Genomic DNA, 17100 nt, shown 5'->3' on the forward strand with positions numbered 1-17100 from the left:
TAATTACACATTTTTTCTACGGGAAGAAAGATATTCTGCCAGAATAAAAATCTGGTACACAATAAACATAACAACATTGAAAACCCATATCTCTTTATGCAGCTTCCTGTTCATCACCGTATAAAGATTTCCAGACAAAAATATAACCGTGCTGCTTATGAGATACAGTAGAAGCCCCAGGCTTATATAATTGTATTTCTTTTCAGTATCCAATATGTTATATAAATGAAATAATGCCAGAATGATAATTGAGTATGAAGTGACAAAAATTTCAAACAGATTGAAAACATAATATTTTTCCGGATATATCATATACTGTATAAAGAGAATAACAGGAATGCTCATTAAAAGAATAAGTGCAGTTTTTTTCTGGTATTTTTCAGATAAAATTTCATGAAAGAATAATCCCAGTAACACAAACTGACCTATCAGATAATAATGGGAGAAAAACAGATTATTAATCTTCTGAGAATTCAATACATAAAATACGATTTCACAAATTAATATCCATGCCAGGTAGCTGATGAAAAATGTATAGGCTTTTCCGGTTTTGGAGAAACCTATACAGTATACTGCCAGATTAATCAGCAGGATGCCTTTTCCAATTAATGACAATATTTCAATCCAATGATCCAATGACCTTTAGTTTTCAGGTTACAGATTCCACCATTTCTCAGTGGAACATACACTAGGGCAAGGCGTTGTCATATCATATACATAAAACCCGTCCTCATAATTGACAATATCATTCCCGTTAGAATCTACTCCGACCATTAGAAATTTAAACTCTCCCTGATCTGTAATGGCGTTATATCCGCGATATTGTTCAAAGCCTTTATCCTTGTTGAAAATATCATTTACATCTTGTACAGGAATAATATGAGCTCTTATTGACATTCCGTTAATGTCATTTCTATTCTGCCAGTTGCTGATCCATGTTTTAGCATCATCCAATGATACTGCATGCTTAGGTAATTCCATAGTTTTTCTCGTTTTAAATTATATAATAGGTTCAAAATAAAGTTACTGTAACTGTACACTACAAGTTATGAAAAAAAACTAACCATACTGTGAAATAAATTCATTTTCATTAACATAATATTCATTTTCCAAAATTATAATAATAACAATCAACAAAATTGCGTATTTCTACGCATTTTTCAATTTGGCATTTAATACGCTGTAATGGTTTTATGTTTCACCGTTACTTTGTGGTATGCTTTACAGGAAAATACAATGAGAATGTAAACAGTACTGGAGGCCTTTCATCTTGCTTCAACCACTAAAAATCTATATCATGAAAAAAATTATCTCTTTTGCCATCTTCGTTTTCTTAAGCACGATTGCATTAATTAATGCACAGACAACCACTGTAACTTTTGAAAATGCATCTGGTGGCAGCACCAGTTTTATCAGTAATGGATATACTTTTAATATTGTTTCACAGGCCGGAACTTTCAGAATTCAGGGCAATTATCCAAACACCGGATGGAACGGAACAGCCAATGACAATGTCTACATTGACAATACCGGAACTACAAATGTCAGTTCTCCTTCATTCAGTCTTAAGAGCAGTTCTTCATTGACAGTCTCAAAATTTTGGGTATTTTTAAGCAATACTGCTTTAAACCAGTCTACTTCATCAGGAACGCTTATCATCACAGGAAAATTAGGAGGAGTGACCAAGTTTACCACCACCAAAACATCCGGCTTTAATACAACATTTAATGCCACTACGGGAACGACAGGCATCAGTAATGGGTTTACCCTGATTGATCTTGCCACTCTGAATAATCAGAATAACAGCAATACTGTCATTGATGAGATCCAGCTGCAATCCACCGGATCCTATGTCTATATGTGCCTGGATGCATTTACGTGGACAAAAATTTCAACATTGGGAACTTCAGAAAGCACCATTAAAGAAAAAGAGAATATTTATCCTAATCCAACTTCGGGTGTATTCCATATTGATCATCTGAAAAAAAATGATACAATCTATTTATATGACCAGTCCGGAAAGCTTGTAAAATCTGCAGAAGCAACAAACGATAAAAATGCGTTTGACATTACAGGACTGCCTGAAGGAATCTATCTCATCAAAACAGCAACAGTAAGCTATAAGATCGTCAAAAAGAACTAAAAAGTTATTTTTAAGCTGTTTCCAGTAAATAAAAAAACCGACAGGTCGCTGTCGGTTTTTTCAATATTTTACATACAAACATGAATTACGGATGCTGCTGCATTTTAGCAGGATCATCATAGTTTACCATCCAGTTGATCCCAAACTTATCGGTAAACATACCAAAATAAGCTCCCCAGAATGTATCAGCCATTGGCATTGTTACCTGTCCTCCATCAGAAAGACCGCCGAATAATTTGTCTGCTTCTTCTTTAGATTCAGCATTCACAGAAATAGAGAAGTTATTTCCTGCCTTAAAGTTGGAAGACCACTCTCCTCCTGTATCACTTCCCATCAAAATTGTTTCTTTAGAGATCGGAAGTGAAACATGCATAATCTTGTTTTTATCTTCTTCCGGAGTTTCCTTGCCTTCCATAGGTGGCATCTCCCCAAAAGTTCCGATATAAGGATATTCTCCCCCGAAAACTGATTTGTAGAAATCAAATGCTTCTCTGCAATTCCCGTTAAATGTTAAATAAACGTTTACTGTTGCCATGATTGTTTTTTATAAGTTAAGTTTTTTATAAGTTAAGTTTGTTTTAAGTTCTGTTTATGATGAGCTCGATGTTTATCTGTGCTGATCTATTAAAATCATATTCCCATCCGGATCTTTCAGGTAGATATGTTCAGGGCCGGAAGTTGTTTCATCTGCCTCTCTTCCGATTTCTACACCACTTTCTTTCAACCTTTTCTGGATTTCGCGTACATCATCAAAAGATTCAAGATTTTGGGCATTTTCGTCCCATCCGGGGTTAAAAGTAAGCATATTTCCGTCAAACATGGCTTGGAAAAGTCCTATTAAAGTAGAACCGTTTTTCATAATCAGGTAATTTTGTTCTGTAGTTCCTGCCATAGTTGTAAATCCGAGTTTCTCATAAAAATCTTTAGATTTCTGAAGGTCTTTTACACTTAAGCTGATTGAAAAAGCTCCTAGTTTCATATGTTGCTGGGGTTTTAAGGTTGATATTGGACCGGGTTCGGAATTTCGGGTTTAGTTTAGCTGCTGCAGGAAGGTTACGGATATGAAATGGAATTTTTAATTACTGATTTTTCAGATGGGTTTTAAACTCTAGGGTTCCGTCATAACTTTTCCAGTCTCCTGTCAGTTCAATATACTGTCCTTCAATTTTCTCTGTTTTTTTATTCCACTTGAAATTATAGGTAAATTTCCCTTTGAAAAGCCCGGAATGTTTTCCTTTATTCTCTTCTGCAAGCTCATATTCTCCATATACCGTTCCCTGATTCCTGGAATCTTTATATTTTGAAATGGTCATTTTACCTTCAAATTTTGCATAACTGGTATCTACAAGTGAATATCCTGAAACAAAATATTCCTGATCATTTTTTTTATTCTGTTCAGCAATATTGATCTTCAGCTTCAGTTCCTGTCCTTTGTTTCCGATCGTACCTATATAAGGTTTACTATTATTAAGCCATGTATTGGAAATATCCGGCATCTGACCCAATACAAAATTAGCAGCCAGAATGAAAAGTAATAAAAGTTTTTTCATACAGTGTTGTTTATACGCCAAATTGCGCCAGGTGATGGTTCAGATGTTTCGCAAACATATTATTCCATTCCTGAGCATTTAATTTCCCAAAAGAGAAAGATTCTTTACCATCGAAAGCGTCAGCTCCCAATTGCTGTGTCTTCTGAATAAAACCGATCAGTCTTGTTTTTTCTTCATGAAAATTTTTTCTTGTGGTAATCAAAAACTGCGGTGCTGTAGGAGAATCTCTCGGATATGCCTTTTCTCCTACCACTTTAGGTTTCACAAATGTTTTCAATATAAATTTAGCGATAGCTCCTGGTTTTCTGTGTTTTTCCGGCTCATATACCATTTCATATGCTATACAACAGTGTGCAAGCATCTGATCAACGGTCATTTTGCCCCACAAACCATGGGTGTCTTCCACCAATTTGTTTATTCTGTCAATATAGTTTTGAGCATCTTTTGCATCAAATACATTTTCCATATAATTTCTATTTTACTACCAACAAATATATCAGTTTTTTTGTTTGATTTTATAGTCAGTTTAAAAAAGGAGAAATTGGTGTGTGTAGAGTGCGGGATTCAATGTTCGGGTTACGGGTTGATGCTACCGGCAACAAATTAACCAGCAACTAAGCCAACCATAAACTACTTGCTATCCTCCTGAGAAATATCCTTTACAGCAATTTCCTGTGGTGCTGCTTTTTTGAATATAAACCAAAGCTTAATTTTTAAAGCAATCCAGCCTATGATGGCATATACAACCAAAAGAATACTTAAATGTTTCAGATACGGGAATGTAAGCTCTACCGATCCTTTCTGAATCAATAGAATTTTAAAAGCCTGTAAAAAGGGAGTTAACGGAATAATATTGGCGATAAACTGGACAAAGGCAGGCATCGCATTCAAAGGCCATGTAAAACCACTGATAATAAATGCCGGCGAAGCAATAACCATAAGAATCTGTGTCGCCTTCAATGCATCAGGAATCAGAATACTGATAAACACCCCCAGGAATGAAGCTGATCCTACAAAAACTGCTGTCAAAAGGATGAAATTAAGAATTCCTTCAGGCATCGGAACCCTGAAGATCATATGCATAAAGTAATAAATACCTACAATGAGAATAGAAAATATCCAGATTGGTATCACTTTAATCAGCATGGTTGGGAAGGCCCATCTTTTCATTTTCAGATATTCTTTTACAAACGATCCCCTTTCAAATTCAGCAGCAAAACTTACAGCCATAGCCAACAGAATTACCTGCTGTAAAACTACTGCAAGCATCGCCGGCCACATAAAGATAAGGTAGTTTCCTGTAGTATTGAAGAGCGTAATATAATTGGCTTTGAAAGGTTCATACTGGGTAGCAGCCTTTGCGGCAGGCATTCCTGCTTTCTGAAGCGCTTTGATGGAAGCTCCTGCAGAGAATGTTCCTATGGTCAGCTGAAGAGCCTTGGATGCAAAATTGGCCGTCAAAACATTTCCGGTATTGATGTAAACATTAAGTTCAGGATACTTTTTCTGCAGCATATCTCCTTCAAACCTGGAAGGAATGATGACTACAGCTGCAGCCTCATGCCTGATCACCTCATCTTTGATACTGAGAGGCTCCTGCAGGTATCTGAAAACCTTAATGCTTTTATTGTCTTCGAGCATTTCTGTCAATTGATTGGACAGAGGGGTATTATCTCTGTCGACAACCAATACAGGAGTATTTTCAACTTTTCCGCTTTTGTAGACAAACCCCAGCAAGGTTGCATAGAAAACCGGTGCCAAAAAGAACACAGTTCTTAAGGTAGAATTGCTGATAAAAAGTTTGAACTCACGTTTTAAAAGACGGAAAAATTCTTTCATTTGTATATTTTTATAGGTTGAAAACGTAATGGAATTTCGCTGAAGCTCTATCCAATCTGTTTCATTTTATTGAAGGATTACATTGGCATTGACCAAAATATTTTTAGCCTTATTCATGTCCCTGGGTTTTACTTTGATCTCATAGATCGCATCCTGCAGTTGGTAATCGGGATAAGCAGTGGTAATATCCGCATATTTTGTCAGCTGCTTGATATATACAATATTTCCGGTAAGATTTTCTTTGTTATAAACCACCTGCATCGTTACCTCCTGCCCTTTTTTATATTTTGAAATGGCACTTTCCGGGATGGTAAATCTGAAATAAGTACTTTCCGGAATATATCCATTGAACAGAGCGAAGCCTGCCGTTGCAAGCTCTCCGGTATTCAAGCTGATGGTTTCTATTTCCATATCATTGGTCGCAATGATATATCTTTCTGAGTACGCTACATTGGCTTCCTGCAACGCTCCTTTGGCCTGGGAAGCCTGCCCTGCCGCCATTTCCACTTTTTCAAAACGGGTTCCTCTTTTTACATCATCCAGTTCTGCCACTACAGCATCATACTGAGCTTTTGCTCCCTGTAATTTCGCATAGATTTCGTCATGAGCCTGTGGGGACATCAGGCTGTCACGGAACATATTGTTGGCTCTTTTATAAGATTTCTGTGCAAATTCATACTGCTCTTTCAGGCCTTTGTATTTGGCCTGAAGCTGTTTCAGCTGATCTGCTGTGGCTCCGTTTTTTGCCATTTGCTCCTGAGCCGTAGCCGCACTTACTGCTCCTTGTGCCTGTGCAATTTTTGCAGAAACTTCCGGTACATCAAGCTGAGCCAGGGTATCTCCTTTTTTCACAGTCTGACCTTCGGAAACATATATTTTAAGAATCCTTCCGGTAACTTTAGGTGCAAAGGAGATGACATCCTTTTTGGTTTTCCCTTCCGGTTCTTTGATCTTTTCATTCTTTTTGTCACAGCTCCCCAATAAAAACAGAGCAGCGAAGAGTATAGATATATTTTTATGCATCATTTAAATTTTTAAGGGATTAAATAAAATTTGGTGATATCCAGCTCTTGGGTAGACCTCATCAGTTCTATTCCCGCTCTTCTCTGGTTGAAAACGGCATTCTGATATTCCAGTTCAGCAGCTTCAAGGTCATTTTCGGCATCAATCAGCTGGGAAGATTTGCTCATTCCGTATCTGAATTCTTTTTCTGCCTGTACCAGCGCATTTTTTGCAAGCTCTTTTTCTTTCGCTTTCAGGGTAATCTGTGCGGAAGCAATATCATAATTGGTTTGGTTATTGGCCAGATTCAATGTCAGTTTTTTCAGAGCGTCTTCTTTCTGGTTCTGCAATACTTCTTTACCAACTTTGGCAGTTTCTTCTGCGTGTTTTCCTTCTTTACCGTCAAAAATCTCCCATTTAAAGCCCACTCCTGCCGTAATCAATGGAAATACATTGATATTATTGGGTCTCCAGTCCAGTTTTTTTCCTTCATATCCAAGCAACGGAACTGCAGGAATCACATTTTCTGAGGATTTTATTCTGTTTCCGTACAAACCGATATAATAAGCAGAAGCCATCAGCTGGACTTTAGGAATCTTCCATGTTCTTTCGGCTTTTATCTTATAATCTGCAGCACTGATGCCATGTTCCAAAGCACGGATTTCTGCTCTCTGCTCTATTCCTTTTTCTGCAGCCAGCAATTCTACAGGAGACAAAACAGGATCAATCATTCTGAGCCTTTCCTTGTTAATTCCGGTTAAAACGTAAAGCTGGGTAAGAAGCAATTCTTTCTTGCCTTCATATTCTACCATTTTAGCATTCAAAGTAGCCTGAGCCAGTTCAATTTTCTTATGATCATAAGGGGTAATCAATCCATAGCCCAGAGCTTTATCAGCTGTTTTCCTGTTGATATCCAGTCTTTTTTTACTTTCATCCAGTACTTTTTTAGACTGATGAATCAAAGCCAGCTGGTCATATGCCTTAGAAATAGTGGCAATCACTTCATCTTTTGTTTTCTCCAGAAGGATATCTTCAGATTTTTTCTTTTCTTCCACCGCTTTTTTCATGTATTTAACCTTTCCTCCTGAATACAGAAGCATTTTGGCGTCTGCTTTGGCAATACCTGAAAATCCGGATACATTAAAGTTATTGTTGAAAGTCCCTTCCGGAATATTGATAAAGGGAGCGAGATTGAATTCCGGTGACGTAAGTCTTGCTGTTCCGTTGAGATAACCGGCCTGGCCACTAAGTTCCAGGGTTGGAAGAAAGATGTCTTTCAATTTATGTTCATCCAGATCGGTAAGCTTGTTTTGGGTAATCTGCATTTTAAGGTTCGAGTCCCGAACCATAGCACTATCCAGAAGTTCTTTAAAATCCGGCGCAGACTGAGCCCAGCCAAAAGCGGGGAAAGCAAAAAAACTAAACGTAAAAATCAATAAATTGTTTTTCATGGTTTATGTTTACAACAAATATAATGCAAAAAAAGGTAAAATCCTTAAAGATAATTCTACAATATGGTGAATTTAAAGTAAGTTTAAAATATGTTTAAGTTTAAAACCTTATAAAATAAAGTTTTGGCCAAAGCGTTTAAATGTTACTTAAAAACTGAAAAACTTTGAAAAAATATTTAACTCTACTTTTTCAGTATTATTTTTTACGACACTTTTTTCAGGAAACAAAGGAAGAAAAGAACATTCTCTGGAAAAAATTATTCGGAATTTGGATTCCTTCGGAATGACAAGCTGGATGGATAGGCTTGTATAATAAATTACTTAATCTATAAAATCTGTGAAAAATAATATTCAGTAGGAACGGGCTTTAGCCCGTTTAATAAAAATACAAAACTTCAATTGGCTTTAGCTAAAATCATTGGTAACAGAAAACACTACTATTTATGTTGACTCTGAATATTGGAAGCTGGATTCCTGCGAATGACAAAAATAACGTTGAATTTACACGAATACATACTTCAAAGAAAACGAAAACTCCCCACATCGCTGTGAGGAGTTTTCTGTATAGTTATAATAAGCCGATTTATTTTTGAACTGCTTTTTTCATGGCAGCATCCGGACGTAAAATTCTGTAACGAACTTCGATATCTTTCGGTACATAGAATACCAATGGAAGTTTACTGTTGTATCTTACAATTTCAGGCTTTAAAGTCACAAACTTTTTAGTCAGCTTTTTATCCAGACAAGCCATCAGGGTTCCCCCTGTTTCGCCATTAGATTCTACTTCATAATAGTTGTATCCCCATCCCTGAAGATCCTGGGTTTTCATTTCTCCCATCAGGAAATAATTGTTACAGTCCAGCATTTTTTCAGCTCCTACAAAAACTTCAACTTTTAAATCGTTTTCGTTTTTTGCCACAGGAAGCTGAATATATACCTGCTTATATCCTTCTTTTGCTTTTGGGAACATTTCAATCTGTAGTTTTTCAAACTTTTCTGCTTTCTTTTGTGCGAAAGCATTTACCCCAGCCATTAATACCAATCCTGTAATTAAAGTTTTAGAAAATTTCATCTTTATAATTTTTTTAATTGCTACTACCTTAATTCCAAAAACCATTCCAAAATTAAACAATTGTTTGATTTTTCGATTTAATTCTATATTCTGTTAAAAATCTTTAAATAAAAACTGCAGTAAAATTACTGCAGTTTTTATGTTTATCAGTTACTCTGAAATTATCACATTGCTCCCTTTTGTGTGAGCATTCATTTGCGGTGCATAGTAATTCTGCATGGTAGTAATTCCGTTGGAGAATTTACCGGATGCGTTGGCCACTACATCATATTCAAAAACATATTTTCCTTTCGGCATGTATTGAATATAGAAATTGGTAGAAGCATCTTTAGTCGACTGATAATATCCAAGGTTATTTTTCCACTGATATCCGGACAACACATCTACAGGTTCAAATCCTGCAGCACGCATATCTTTGATGTGAATAAATTCCATCGCTCTGTCTGTATTGAGAATCATTCTTACCGTCACTTTATCTCCTACTTTCAATAGGGTTTCAGCAGAGATCTTCTGAAGTTCTTCTCCGTTTACGGTTTTCACTTTTTTATAAAGCTCCTTCGTTACAGAAATATAATTTTCGGAAGATTTGATTTTATCAAGGTCTTCATAATACTGCCAGAACAATCCTCCCTGAACAATTCCGGGGCCGGGTTTTGTAACCGTTACCGTTGCTAAATTCTTATCTACAGCCTCTGGTTTCAAAGTTGACTTCACATAGCCTGTAGCTTGTGTCTGAGGCGTCAGCTCTTTTCCACCCCAAACGATAGTGGCTTTATCACTTTCTGCTCCTGTCCATGATTTTCCTGAGTTCAAGATCGTAAAGATCACTTCTGCTGTTCCTCTTGAGCTTCCCCATGAGTTGACTTCCTTCTGGGTTACCAGCCAGATTTTCATATCTTCAATAAAGCTTTGGTCGTTAGATTTTAACGTATTAAAAGCTTCCAGTGCTCCGGCATGGTTGACTACTTTAGAACCAAACCATCCCCAGTCATTAAGATTCTGTTTCCAATAGACACCTTGTGTTTTGGTATCTGTAGAAGTTTCTTTAAGGTAAATCATTAACTTATCTGAGACCTCTTTCAGACCATAATCGTTCATTAATAATGCTGCACGATGAAGTACGAAGAATGTAAAATCTGTGATCTTAGCGGTCTTGGCTTTTTGTTTCACCAGCGTTTTCAGAGTAGCTCCTTTTCCTTTTAAAGGATATTGTTTTTCCCAATAATTTCTGGTATCAAGATAGTCCATCGCCCAGTTGTTCCAGACGTTCCCTTTTTTCACATCAAAATACTTGTTCACTTCATTATCTACATACTGAATCAGTTTAGCAACAATACTTTGCTGATCAGCGCTTTGATAGTCTTTCACATGATCTTTTAACCAGGAATTGATTTTTCCTAAGTTTTTAAGGATGTACAGCGACGTTCCGTAAGAACTTGGGTAACCTGGATACCATGAGAATCCACCGTCAGGATTCTGCAGTTTTCTGAAATCCTCCCAATCCTGATTAATTGAGTTTTTCATGGTATTGACATCAAATAATAATGCCAGTTTCTGCATCTGTTCTCCTTCATTTTTGCTTTCCAGTACCCAAGGGGTTTCTTCCAACAACAGCTGTTTCAGTTCCTGATTTTTTTCAAGATTTGAATTTAATAATCCTTTATTCTGATATTCTTCAAATACAGTTTTCATTTTCGGATTGGCTTTGAATATTTCCGAAGCCAGTACGTCTGCAAACCATTTATTAAATATTACATCCGCAGAATTGTTCTGATCGTTTTTCAGGCTTGGAAGGGCAAACATGATTTCCCAGATCGGATTCGTCGTCAGCTCCAACGTATTGGAAACATTAGACACTGTCGTGGATGTATTATTTTTATGATTATCCAGTACAAATGTTTTGGTTTCTCCTTCTTTCACAAAAACCGGAACCGCATCCGTCACCAGCATTCTGTTCGGTAATACAGCAATAGCCTGCTGCTCTCCGTCAGAATACTGACCTGCTTTAGCAACCACTTTGAAAATAACCGAGGAAACATTGTCCGGAACTTTTAATTTCCATGTCAATGCGCTGCTTCCGTTTTCATTCAAGCTGAAGTTTTGTACACCTGAACTCATTCCGAATTTTGAAGAAATATTTTCATTGGTAAAGGCATCTAAAATTTGCAGTTCAGCAGAACCGTTCAGTTTTTTATCGGTAAGATTTGAAAGTTTTGACTGTAGGTTCAATTCATCCCCTTCTCTCAGGAATCTCGGATAATTTGGCGTCACAGAGAATTCTTTCTGAGTCACCACTTCTTTTTCCAGGGTAGCCGCTCTTGCATCTTTAGTATGGGCGAGGAAAATCAGCTTCCATTTGGTCAATGCTTCCGGAGAAGTAAACTCGAAGTTGACATTTCCTTCGGCATCGGTTTTCAGATCCGGATAGAAAAATGCCGTTTCGTTCAGGTTCTGACGGACAGCTACTTTATCAAGGCCTTTCTCTACATCATCATGATCTAAAACACCGTCTGCATCAGATTCCATTGCTTCAGGTAACACATTCTGTGCTACTGCCATTTTATCTTCAGCAATAGCTTTTCTTCTTATACCTTTTGCTTGCCCAGCAATTGGTGATGGCGGTAATGCATAAACGGGAGCTTTTACTCCTTCCTGATTGCTAAACCCTACAATGGTTTCCCTTGAAATTGAATAATAATTCCCATCAAACCAGTTAAACTGAGGAACAGTTACATATCTGTCTTCAAAATACCTCAGCCTTTTCTGATAATTTTGCTGCTGAAGGTAATTGCTGATCCCATAAGAAGTAAGGATTACAAATGGAGTATATAATCTTCTCCAGCTAAAGCTGTTGGCAGCAAACTGATCCAGAGACATATCATACATATTCGCTAATACCTCAGCATTGATCTTTTCCTTGTCATTTCCGGTAACTTTTACCGTCCATTTTTCCTTAGCGTTAGGTTCAAGTTTATCTCTGAAGGTTACGGTTTCAATTTTTAAAGGTTTTTCTGTGTCTTTTATTTTTAAGGAAACAGATTCTGTATTCACATCATTAAATGCCACCATCTGAAACTGAAGGTTAAGATCTGAGACACTTTTATCTTTTGGAATTTCAGCGGTATATTCCAATATCCCTTTTTTCAGCTGATGAACTTCTGAAACGGTTTTTCCTGATCCATCCTGCACAAAAACATTCACCAGCGCATCAGGAACTGCCGAGAATACATACACTTTTGCTTTTTCTCCTCTTGACAATTCTTCTTTCGGAGCGATAACCGTAAGGAATGTTTTCTGGTTTGGTTTTAAAGAAGTTTTATCCCAGACACTGAAATACTGTGAGGTTTTGATGGTATCTTTTCCTTCAATATTGAAAAGTTCAAGTTGATAATCTCCTGCTTCCAGTTTTCCTAAATCAAGACTGGCTACTGCCTGAGAATTATCAGGGAATGGCTGCTGCTGTCTTTCAATCAATACTTTTTCGGTTTTCCAGTTTTTGATCTCATCATTTTTATCAAAAAGATCATGTGGAAATTTGCTAATGAACTCTTCTTTTGAATATTTCGGAAGGTTCTGAACATCAGATTTGAAATTATCTCTGAAAATTCTGTCAGGAGCGGTCAGTTTTGATAGCTTAACCTGATATGGCTTCTTAAGATTCTGATCGTTATAATTTTTGGTTTCTACCTTCAGTTTCACATTTTCATCTGTAAAACTATTGCTGATGTTTTCTGCCTGAATGTAATGAGAAACTGATGCTACCTTCAATTGGGTATCGGCAGTCTGTGTTTCTCCATTGATATCTGTAACAGATGCATTCACTGCATAGTTATCAATCTGTATTCCTTCCAGCTTTTCATCTTTTTTAAGTTCTAAATGAATGATAAACTCTCCTTTTTCATTGGTTTTTGCTTCGCCAAGAATTGAGTTTTCATTATCATCATCCTGCGGATACCAGCTGAAATATCTCCATCGGATACTATGCTTTTTGATTTCGTAGTTCACTGTCGTATTGCTCAGCGGAACTCCGGAGAACATTATGGCTTTTCCTTTTAAATCTATAGTTTGACCATATTTGTATTCTTCTTTTACCGGATCAAAGGTTACTTCAAATTTAGGTCTCTTGTATTCTTCTACTCTGAAGTTCTTGTACCCCTGGCTTTCACCTTCAATTCTCAGATAAAAATTACCGTTCAGTTTTCCTTTTGGAAGAATGAAACTTCCGTGATAGGAGCCAAACTCATTGGCAGTAAATTCCTGAGAAGAAACTTCCTCATTATTGGTATTCAGTAAAGTTATTTTTTGTTTTAATCCTGAAATAACAGATTCAACTTCTTTATTAATCCTGGTATTGATCACTTTAAAATAAACGGTTTGGCCTGGACGATAAATCCCTCTGTCAATGAAAATCTGAGCCGTTGAGCGAATTTGTTTATTAGGATTATAATCTTCAGCAGACCCTCTGTTTCCATACACCTGCATGATCTGGAAATCATTGGTCTTAGGTTGTTGAATCAGGAATGTTCTGTAATATTCTTTACTTTCCGTGGAAGGAAACTTAAACCCTCCATTTGCATTGGTAGCTCCTTCAATTTTATTTAAAGTTTTATTGGAAACAAATTCATAAAATCTAAGTCCTTCATTGACCACTGGCCTTCCATTTTCACTGTTTACCAGCTTCAGCTCATCAGAAAGAGGATTCCTGTCTGTTTTAGACTGATAAATAATTCTGTTTCCTGAAACCAGAAAATAAAAATTCTGTTTTGAATCTGTATCTTTCATATCAGCACCTGCCACCGTAAATTCTGCGACATACACACCTGATGGAAGCGGCTTAACTTCCAGTGAAGTTTTATGGTTCTGATAATCTTTAGGATCAGGAAGCTGGAATATCTCTTTCCTTACCAGATTCTTTTTCAGTTTTCCGAAAGTATTGGAATACGAGTTCTGAACATATTGAAGAAATGAGGTAAAATCGTCCTTTACTTCATAAATATTCATGGTAAATTCTGAGACATTCTGATATTGCGCCACAAAATGAATCGGCAGATTATTCTGGGTCTGGGATTCATATTTAATCGTCAGGTACGGATTTGTAATCTGGGCTTCTTTACTTTTGATATTTTCAATAAAAGGAGATTTCGGATATTCATTTTTCGCCTGGGCAGCTATTGCAAGAGCCTCTTTAGGCTTCTTTTTACTGACCAGTTCATCCATAATATCTCCCATGATCATTACTTTGTAATCTCCTTCAGTATTAGATTTTAAGAGATTCTGCAGCTGCTCAAGTTTATCTTTACAGTAATTGAAGTTACAGTTTTCTGTAATTTTCTCTTTCATGAAGTACAGCTTTGCGTTTCCGGTGTTTTGTGCAATCAGTTCATCATAGATGGTATTAATATCTATACGGTTGGCAGCCAGTTCATTTTTCGTGAAAATATTATTATCAGATAAAAATTCTGTCTTTTTCAGCGCATACCAATCAGACAACGTTGGGAAATAAGCAATATCACCTGTTCCGGAAAATATATCCTTATATTTTTCCAGGAAAATCTTTTTCATATCAGGTTTTTCCCGGTCAAGTTCCTGAAAGCTTTTGGTCAGATAGCTTTTGAAATCAAGCTTACTCCAGGTTTCAATCTGCAAAACATCCTGGGAATTAATGTTGGTTCTTCCGTTTATTTTCCATAGATTCTGGTTGTAATAATCCATGAAAAATCCGTTCAGCAGAACTTTGTATACCAGCTTGCCTTCACCGGTCAGCTTCCCTTCCGTATCTTTCAGTTTTTTGAAAAACTGAGAAGCGGTATTGTTCTTATCATCGTCCACCGTTTGATTTACAATACTGAATTCCGCTTTCAGAGAACGGATCAGTTCGAAGGCATTATTTTCTTTCATGGCTTGTTTTTGTATGTCTAAAATAATGGGAAGATTAGATTTATACGCTCCTTTTGTACTGTTTTCAGCAATTTTTTTCCATTGGGTATCGTAATATTTTTGCGCGGACACCCTTGAAATGCTCAGCATTATAAGCAAAAGCAGAAAAATCTTGGAAAATCTTTTCATATATATTAATTTTGATAAATGAACATCTTAAAAGTACTGAAAAAAACTGTCATTGACAGCCAAATGTATGTCTCCCTTATGGGAACTCTTTTTGCAGTATTTTTCATGAAAGAGCAAAACACATTCCGTTTCCCTACTGTTCTTTTGATTTTCATCACTTATTTCAGCGGCTATCTTTATACCAAATACCAATATACCAAACATTTCTTCAAAATACTGGTTGTAAACGCAGTAGCCGGAATCGTTTGCGCTTTTTTAATCATTCATAATCATAATGAAATAAGACTTCTGAAATGGTTTATTATTGTTGTACTCGGATTGCTTTATAACAGCTTTTTTCTTGATGTTTATATCAGAAAAATTCCTTTGCTGAAAGTTTTTTATGTAGGATTGGTTTGGGCTTTGGTGAACTGCTGGCTTACGCTTCCTGAATTCAGCATTCCTATTTTTATGATCAGTTTTTTCTTTATTACAGCACTGGTCCTTCCTTTTGACATCCGGGATATGAATAGTGATACCGTAAAAACCTTTCCTATGCTGATAGGGGTTCAGAATACCAAATACATTGCCTATATTCTTGTTTTCATCAGCAGCATCATTTCGACTTTATATCTTGAACTGCACTATGCTCTATCATTTTTTATAACAAGTATTATAACTTATATTCTTATTTATTTCTCTGAAAATAAAAGAGATGATGCTTATTTTTCATTCGGAGTGGAGACGTGTTCTGCACTTCCTTTTTTATTTTTAGTAATAATGGAGTATTTTTGACGAATGATTATCAAGAAGCTTTCCCTCTACAATTTTAAAAACCATTCTGAGAAAAAATTTGAATTCTCCCCGCAGATCAACTGTTTTGTGGGTAATAACGGCGTGGGAAAAACCAATATTTTAGATGCACTGCATTATTTATCGGTGGGAAAAAGCTTTCTGGGCAATACAGACCTCAACAACATTAAAAATGAAGAGGACTTTTTCACCATTGATGCTGAAATCCGGAATGAAGACAGCGAAGATATCATCAGAATTACCCAGCCCAAAGAAGCCAAAAAGGTAATTAAGAAAAATGATAAAAGCTATGACAGGCTTGCAGATCATATCGGTTATCTTCCGAGCGTTATGATTTCTCCTTATGACTCCAATCTTATTTCGGATTCCGGGGAGAGCAGACGTAAGTTTCTGGATGCCATGATCTCTCAGACGGATTCAGAGTATCTTTTTGACCTCATTCAGTATCAGAAGACAATTCAGCAGCGAAATGCCCTGCTCAAATATTTTGCCAAGAACAGAACCTGGGACAAAGATTCACTGGAGATCTATGATGATCCGATCATCAGATTCGGGACAAAAATATTTGACAAAAGAAAGGATTTCGTAGAACAGCTGAACCCCATTGTTCAGAATTTCTATCAGATTATTTCCGGCGGAAAAGAAACTGTATCTGTTATTTATGAATCTCATTTACTGGCAGATTCCTTTGAAAATCTTTTAAAGGAAAGCCTTGAAAAAGACCGCATGCTGACCTATACTTCGAAAGGAATTCATAAGGATGATCTTCTTTTCGAAATGGACCATGTTTTAATTAAGAAAATCGGATCTCAGGGGCAGCAGAAATCTTTTCTGATCTCTTTAAAACTGGCTCAGATGAGTCTTGTCAAAGAGCTTACGAAAAAGACCCCTATTCTGTTGCTTGATGATATTTTTGATAAGCTTGATGACATCAGAGTTTCCCAATTGATTGAGCTAGTGAATAAAGAAAGTTTTGGCCAGATTTTCATCACCGATACCCACAGAGAACGTACTGAAAGTGTCGTGAAGAAAATTAATGAGGAAAGTATCATTTTTGAAGTTTAATGCGGGATACGAGGTACGAGATGTCAGGTTTATAAAATACGAGGTTAAAGTTGCGCGCTTTATCTGTACGATAAAAATTTATTTATCATCGAAATACTTTTTATCTTAACTTAATATCCT

The 17100-nt window shown here is 36.5% G+C and carries 14 protein-coding genes; 3 read left to right on the forward strand and 11 right to left on the reverse strand.

Annotation, left to right across the window (positions count from 1 at the left end; translation table 11 throughout):
* Window positions 1–3: 3 nt before the first annotated feature.
* Both AC3FI7_RS06915 and AC3FI7_RS06920 read right to left on the reverse strand, forming a co-directional pair.
* The gene (locus AC3FI7_RS06915; protein WP_142726061.1) at window positions 4–636 is read right to left on the reverse strand and encodes a hypothetical protein; all 633 of its coding nucleotides are present in this window, start codon (window positions 634–636) and stop codon (window positions 4–6) included.
* A gap of 18 nt (window positions 637–654) precedes the next feature.
* Complete coding sequence (locus AC3FI7_RS06920) at window positions 655–981, reverse strand: hypothetical protein (RefSeq protein ID WP_142726060.1); 327 nt, start codon at window positions 979–981, stop codon at window positions 655–657.
* Window positions 982–1297: 316 nt separating this feature from the next.
* On the opposite strand from AC3FI7_RS06920, the gene AC3FI7_RS06925 reads away from it, so the two are divergent.
* Window positions 1298–2143, forward strand: a complete 846-nt coding sequence (locus tag AC3FI7_RS06925; protein WP_343658772.1) for a T9SS type A sorting domain-containing protein — start codon at window positions 1298–1300, stop codon at window positions 2141–2143.
* Window positions 2144–2228: 85 nt separating this feature from the next.
* On the opposite strand, the gene AC3FI7_RS06930 is transcribed toward AC3FI7_RS06925, so the two are convergent.
* The 9 genes from AC3FI7_RS06930 to AC3FI7_RS06970 form a co-directional block, all read right to left on the reverse strand.
* Window positions 2229–2678, reverse strand: a complete 450-nt coding sequence (locus AC3FI7_RS06930) for a VOC family protein (RefSeq protein WP_142726058.1) — start codon at window positions 2676–2678, stop codon at window positions 2229–2231.
* A gap of 72 nt (window positions 2679–2750) precedes the next feature.
* Entirely contained in the window at window positions 2751–3122 is a 372-nt protein-coding gene (locus AC3FI7_RS06935; protein ID WP_142726057.1) for a VOC family protein, read from the reverse strand.
* 100 nt (window positions 3123–3222) lie between these two features.
* On the reverse strand, window positions 3223–3693 hold the full coding sequence (locus tag AC3FI7_RS06940; RefSeq protein WP_142726056.1) for a hypothetical protein: 471 nt from the start codon (window positions 3691–3693) through the stop codon (window positions 3223–3225).
* A 10-nt stretch (window positions 3694–3703) separates the two neighbouring features.
* A complete protein-coding gene (locus tag AC3FI7_RS06945; RefSeq protein ID WP_142726055.1) occupies window positions 3704–4159 on the reverse strand; it encodes a DUF1569 domain-containing protein in 456 nt (151 codons plus the stop codon).
* Between the two features lie 164 nt (window positions 4160–4323).
* A complete protein-coding gene (locus AC3FI7_RS06950) occupies window positions 4324–5532 on the reverse strand; it encodes an ABC transporter permease (protein WP_491461708.1) in 1209 nt (402 codons plus the stop codon).
* 66 nt (window positions 5533–5598) lie between these two features.
* Complete coding sequence (locus AC3FI7_RS06955) at window positions 5599–6555, reverse strand: HlyD family secretion protein (protein ID WP_343659009.1); 957 nt, start codon at window positions 6553–6555, stop codon at window positions 5599–5601.
* Between the two features lie 11 nt (window positions 6556–6566).
* Window positions 6567–7985: a TolC family protein gene (locus AC3FI7_RS06960; protein WP_491461709.1), complete on the reverse strand. Its 1419-nt coding sequence runs from the start codon at window positions 7983–7985 to the stop codon at window positions 6567–6569.
* 583 nt (window positions 7986–8568) lie between these two features.
* Window positions 8569–9057, reverse strand: coding sequence for a serine protease inhibitor ecotin (gene eco, locus AC3FI7_RS06965; protein ID WP_142726052.1), 489 nt, complete (start codon window positions 9055–9057; stop codon window positions 8569–8571).
* A 150-nt stretch (window positions 9058–9207) separates the two neighbouring features.
* On the reverse strand, window positions 9208–15123 hold the full coding sequence (locus AC3FI7_RS06970) for an alpha-2-macroglobulin family protein (protein WP_491461710.1): 5916 nt from the start codon (window positions 15121–15123) through the stop codon (window positions 9208–9210).
* Between the two features lie 18 nt (window positions 15124–15141).
* On the opposite strand from AC3FI7_RS06970, the gene AC3FI7_RS06975 reads away from it, so the two are divergent.
* The gene (locus AC3FI7_RS06975) at window positions 15142–15897 is read left to right on the forward strand and encodes a UbiA prenyltransferase family protein (RefSeq protein ID WP_343658776.1); all 756 of its coding nucleotides are present in this window, start codon (window positions 15142–15144) and stop codon (window positions 15895–15897) included.
* A 3-nt stretch (window positions 15898–15900) separates the two neighbouring features.
* The gene (gene recF, locus AC3FI7_RS06980) at window positions 15901–16980 is read left to right on the forward strand and encodes a DNA replication/repair protein RecF (protein ID WP_142726049.1); all 1080 of its coding nucleotides are present in this window, start codon (window positions 15901–15903) and stop codon (window positions 16978–16980) included.
* Window positions 16981–17100: the final 120 nt, after the last annotated feature.

Source organism: Chryseobacterium sp. TQ-BC-N36, from assembly GCF_058382295.1.

Excerpts from the sequence above, each read along its gene's own strand:
- AC3FI7_RS06920 (WP_142726060.1), bottom strand. The coding sequence starts at position 981 with ATGGAATTACCTAAGCATGCAGTATCATTGGATGATGCTAAAACATGG.
- AC3FI7_RS06925 (WP_343658772.1), top strand. The coding sequence starts at position 1,298 with ATGAAAAAAATTATCTCTTTTGCCATCTTCGTTTTCTTAAGCACGATT.
- AC3FI7_RS06930 (WP_142726058.1), bottom strand. The coding sequence starts at position 2,678 with ATGGCAACAGTAAACGTTTATTTAACATTTAACGGGAATTGCAGAGAA.
- AC3FI7_RS06935 (WP_142726057.1), bottom strand. The coding sequence starts at position 3,122 with ATGAAACTAGGAGCTTTTTCAATCAGCTTAAGTGTAAAAGACCTTCAG.
- AC3FI7_RS06940 (WP_142726056.1), bottom strand. The coding sequence starts at position 3,693 with ATGAAAAAACTTTTATTACTTTTCATTCTGGCTGCTAATTTTGTATTG.
- AC3FI7_RS06945 (WP_142726055.1), bottom strand. The coding sequence starts at position 4,159 with ATGGAAAATGTATTTGATGCAAAAGATGCTCAAAACTATATTGACAGA.
- AC3FI7_RS06950 (WP_491461708.1), bottom strand. The coding sequence starts at position 5,532 with ATGAAAGAATTTTTCCGTCTTTTAAAACGTGAGTTCAAACTTTTTATC.
- AC3FI7_RS06955 (WP_343659009.1), bottom strand. The coding sequence starts at position 6,555 with ATGCATAAAAATATATCTATACTCTTCGCTGCTCTGTTTTTATTGGGG.
- AC3FI7_RS06960 (WP_491461709.1), bottom strand. The coding sequence starts at position 7,985 with ATGAAAAACAATTTATTGATTTTTACGTTTAGTTTTTTTGCTTTCCCC.
- eco (WP_142726052.1), bottom strand. The coding sequence starts at position 9,057 with ATGAAATTTTCTAAAACTTTAATTACAGGATTGGTATTAATGGCTGGG.
- AC3FI7_RS06970 (WP_491461710.1), bottom strand. The coding sequence starts at position 15,123 with ATGAAAAGATTTTCCAAGATTTTTCTGCTTTTGCTTATAATGCTGAGC.
- AC3FI7_RS06975 (WP_343658776.1), top strand. The coding sequence starts at position 15,142 with ATGAACATCTTAAAAGTACTGAAAAAAACTGTCATTGACAGCCAAATG.
- recF (WP_142726049.1), top strand. The coding sequence starts at position 15,901 with ATGATTATCAAGAAGCTTTCCCTCTACAATTTTAAAAACCATTCTGAG.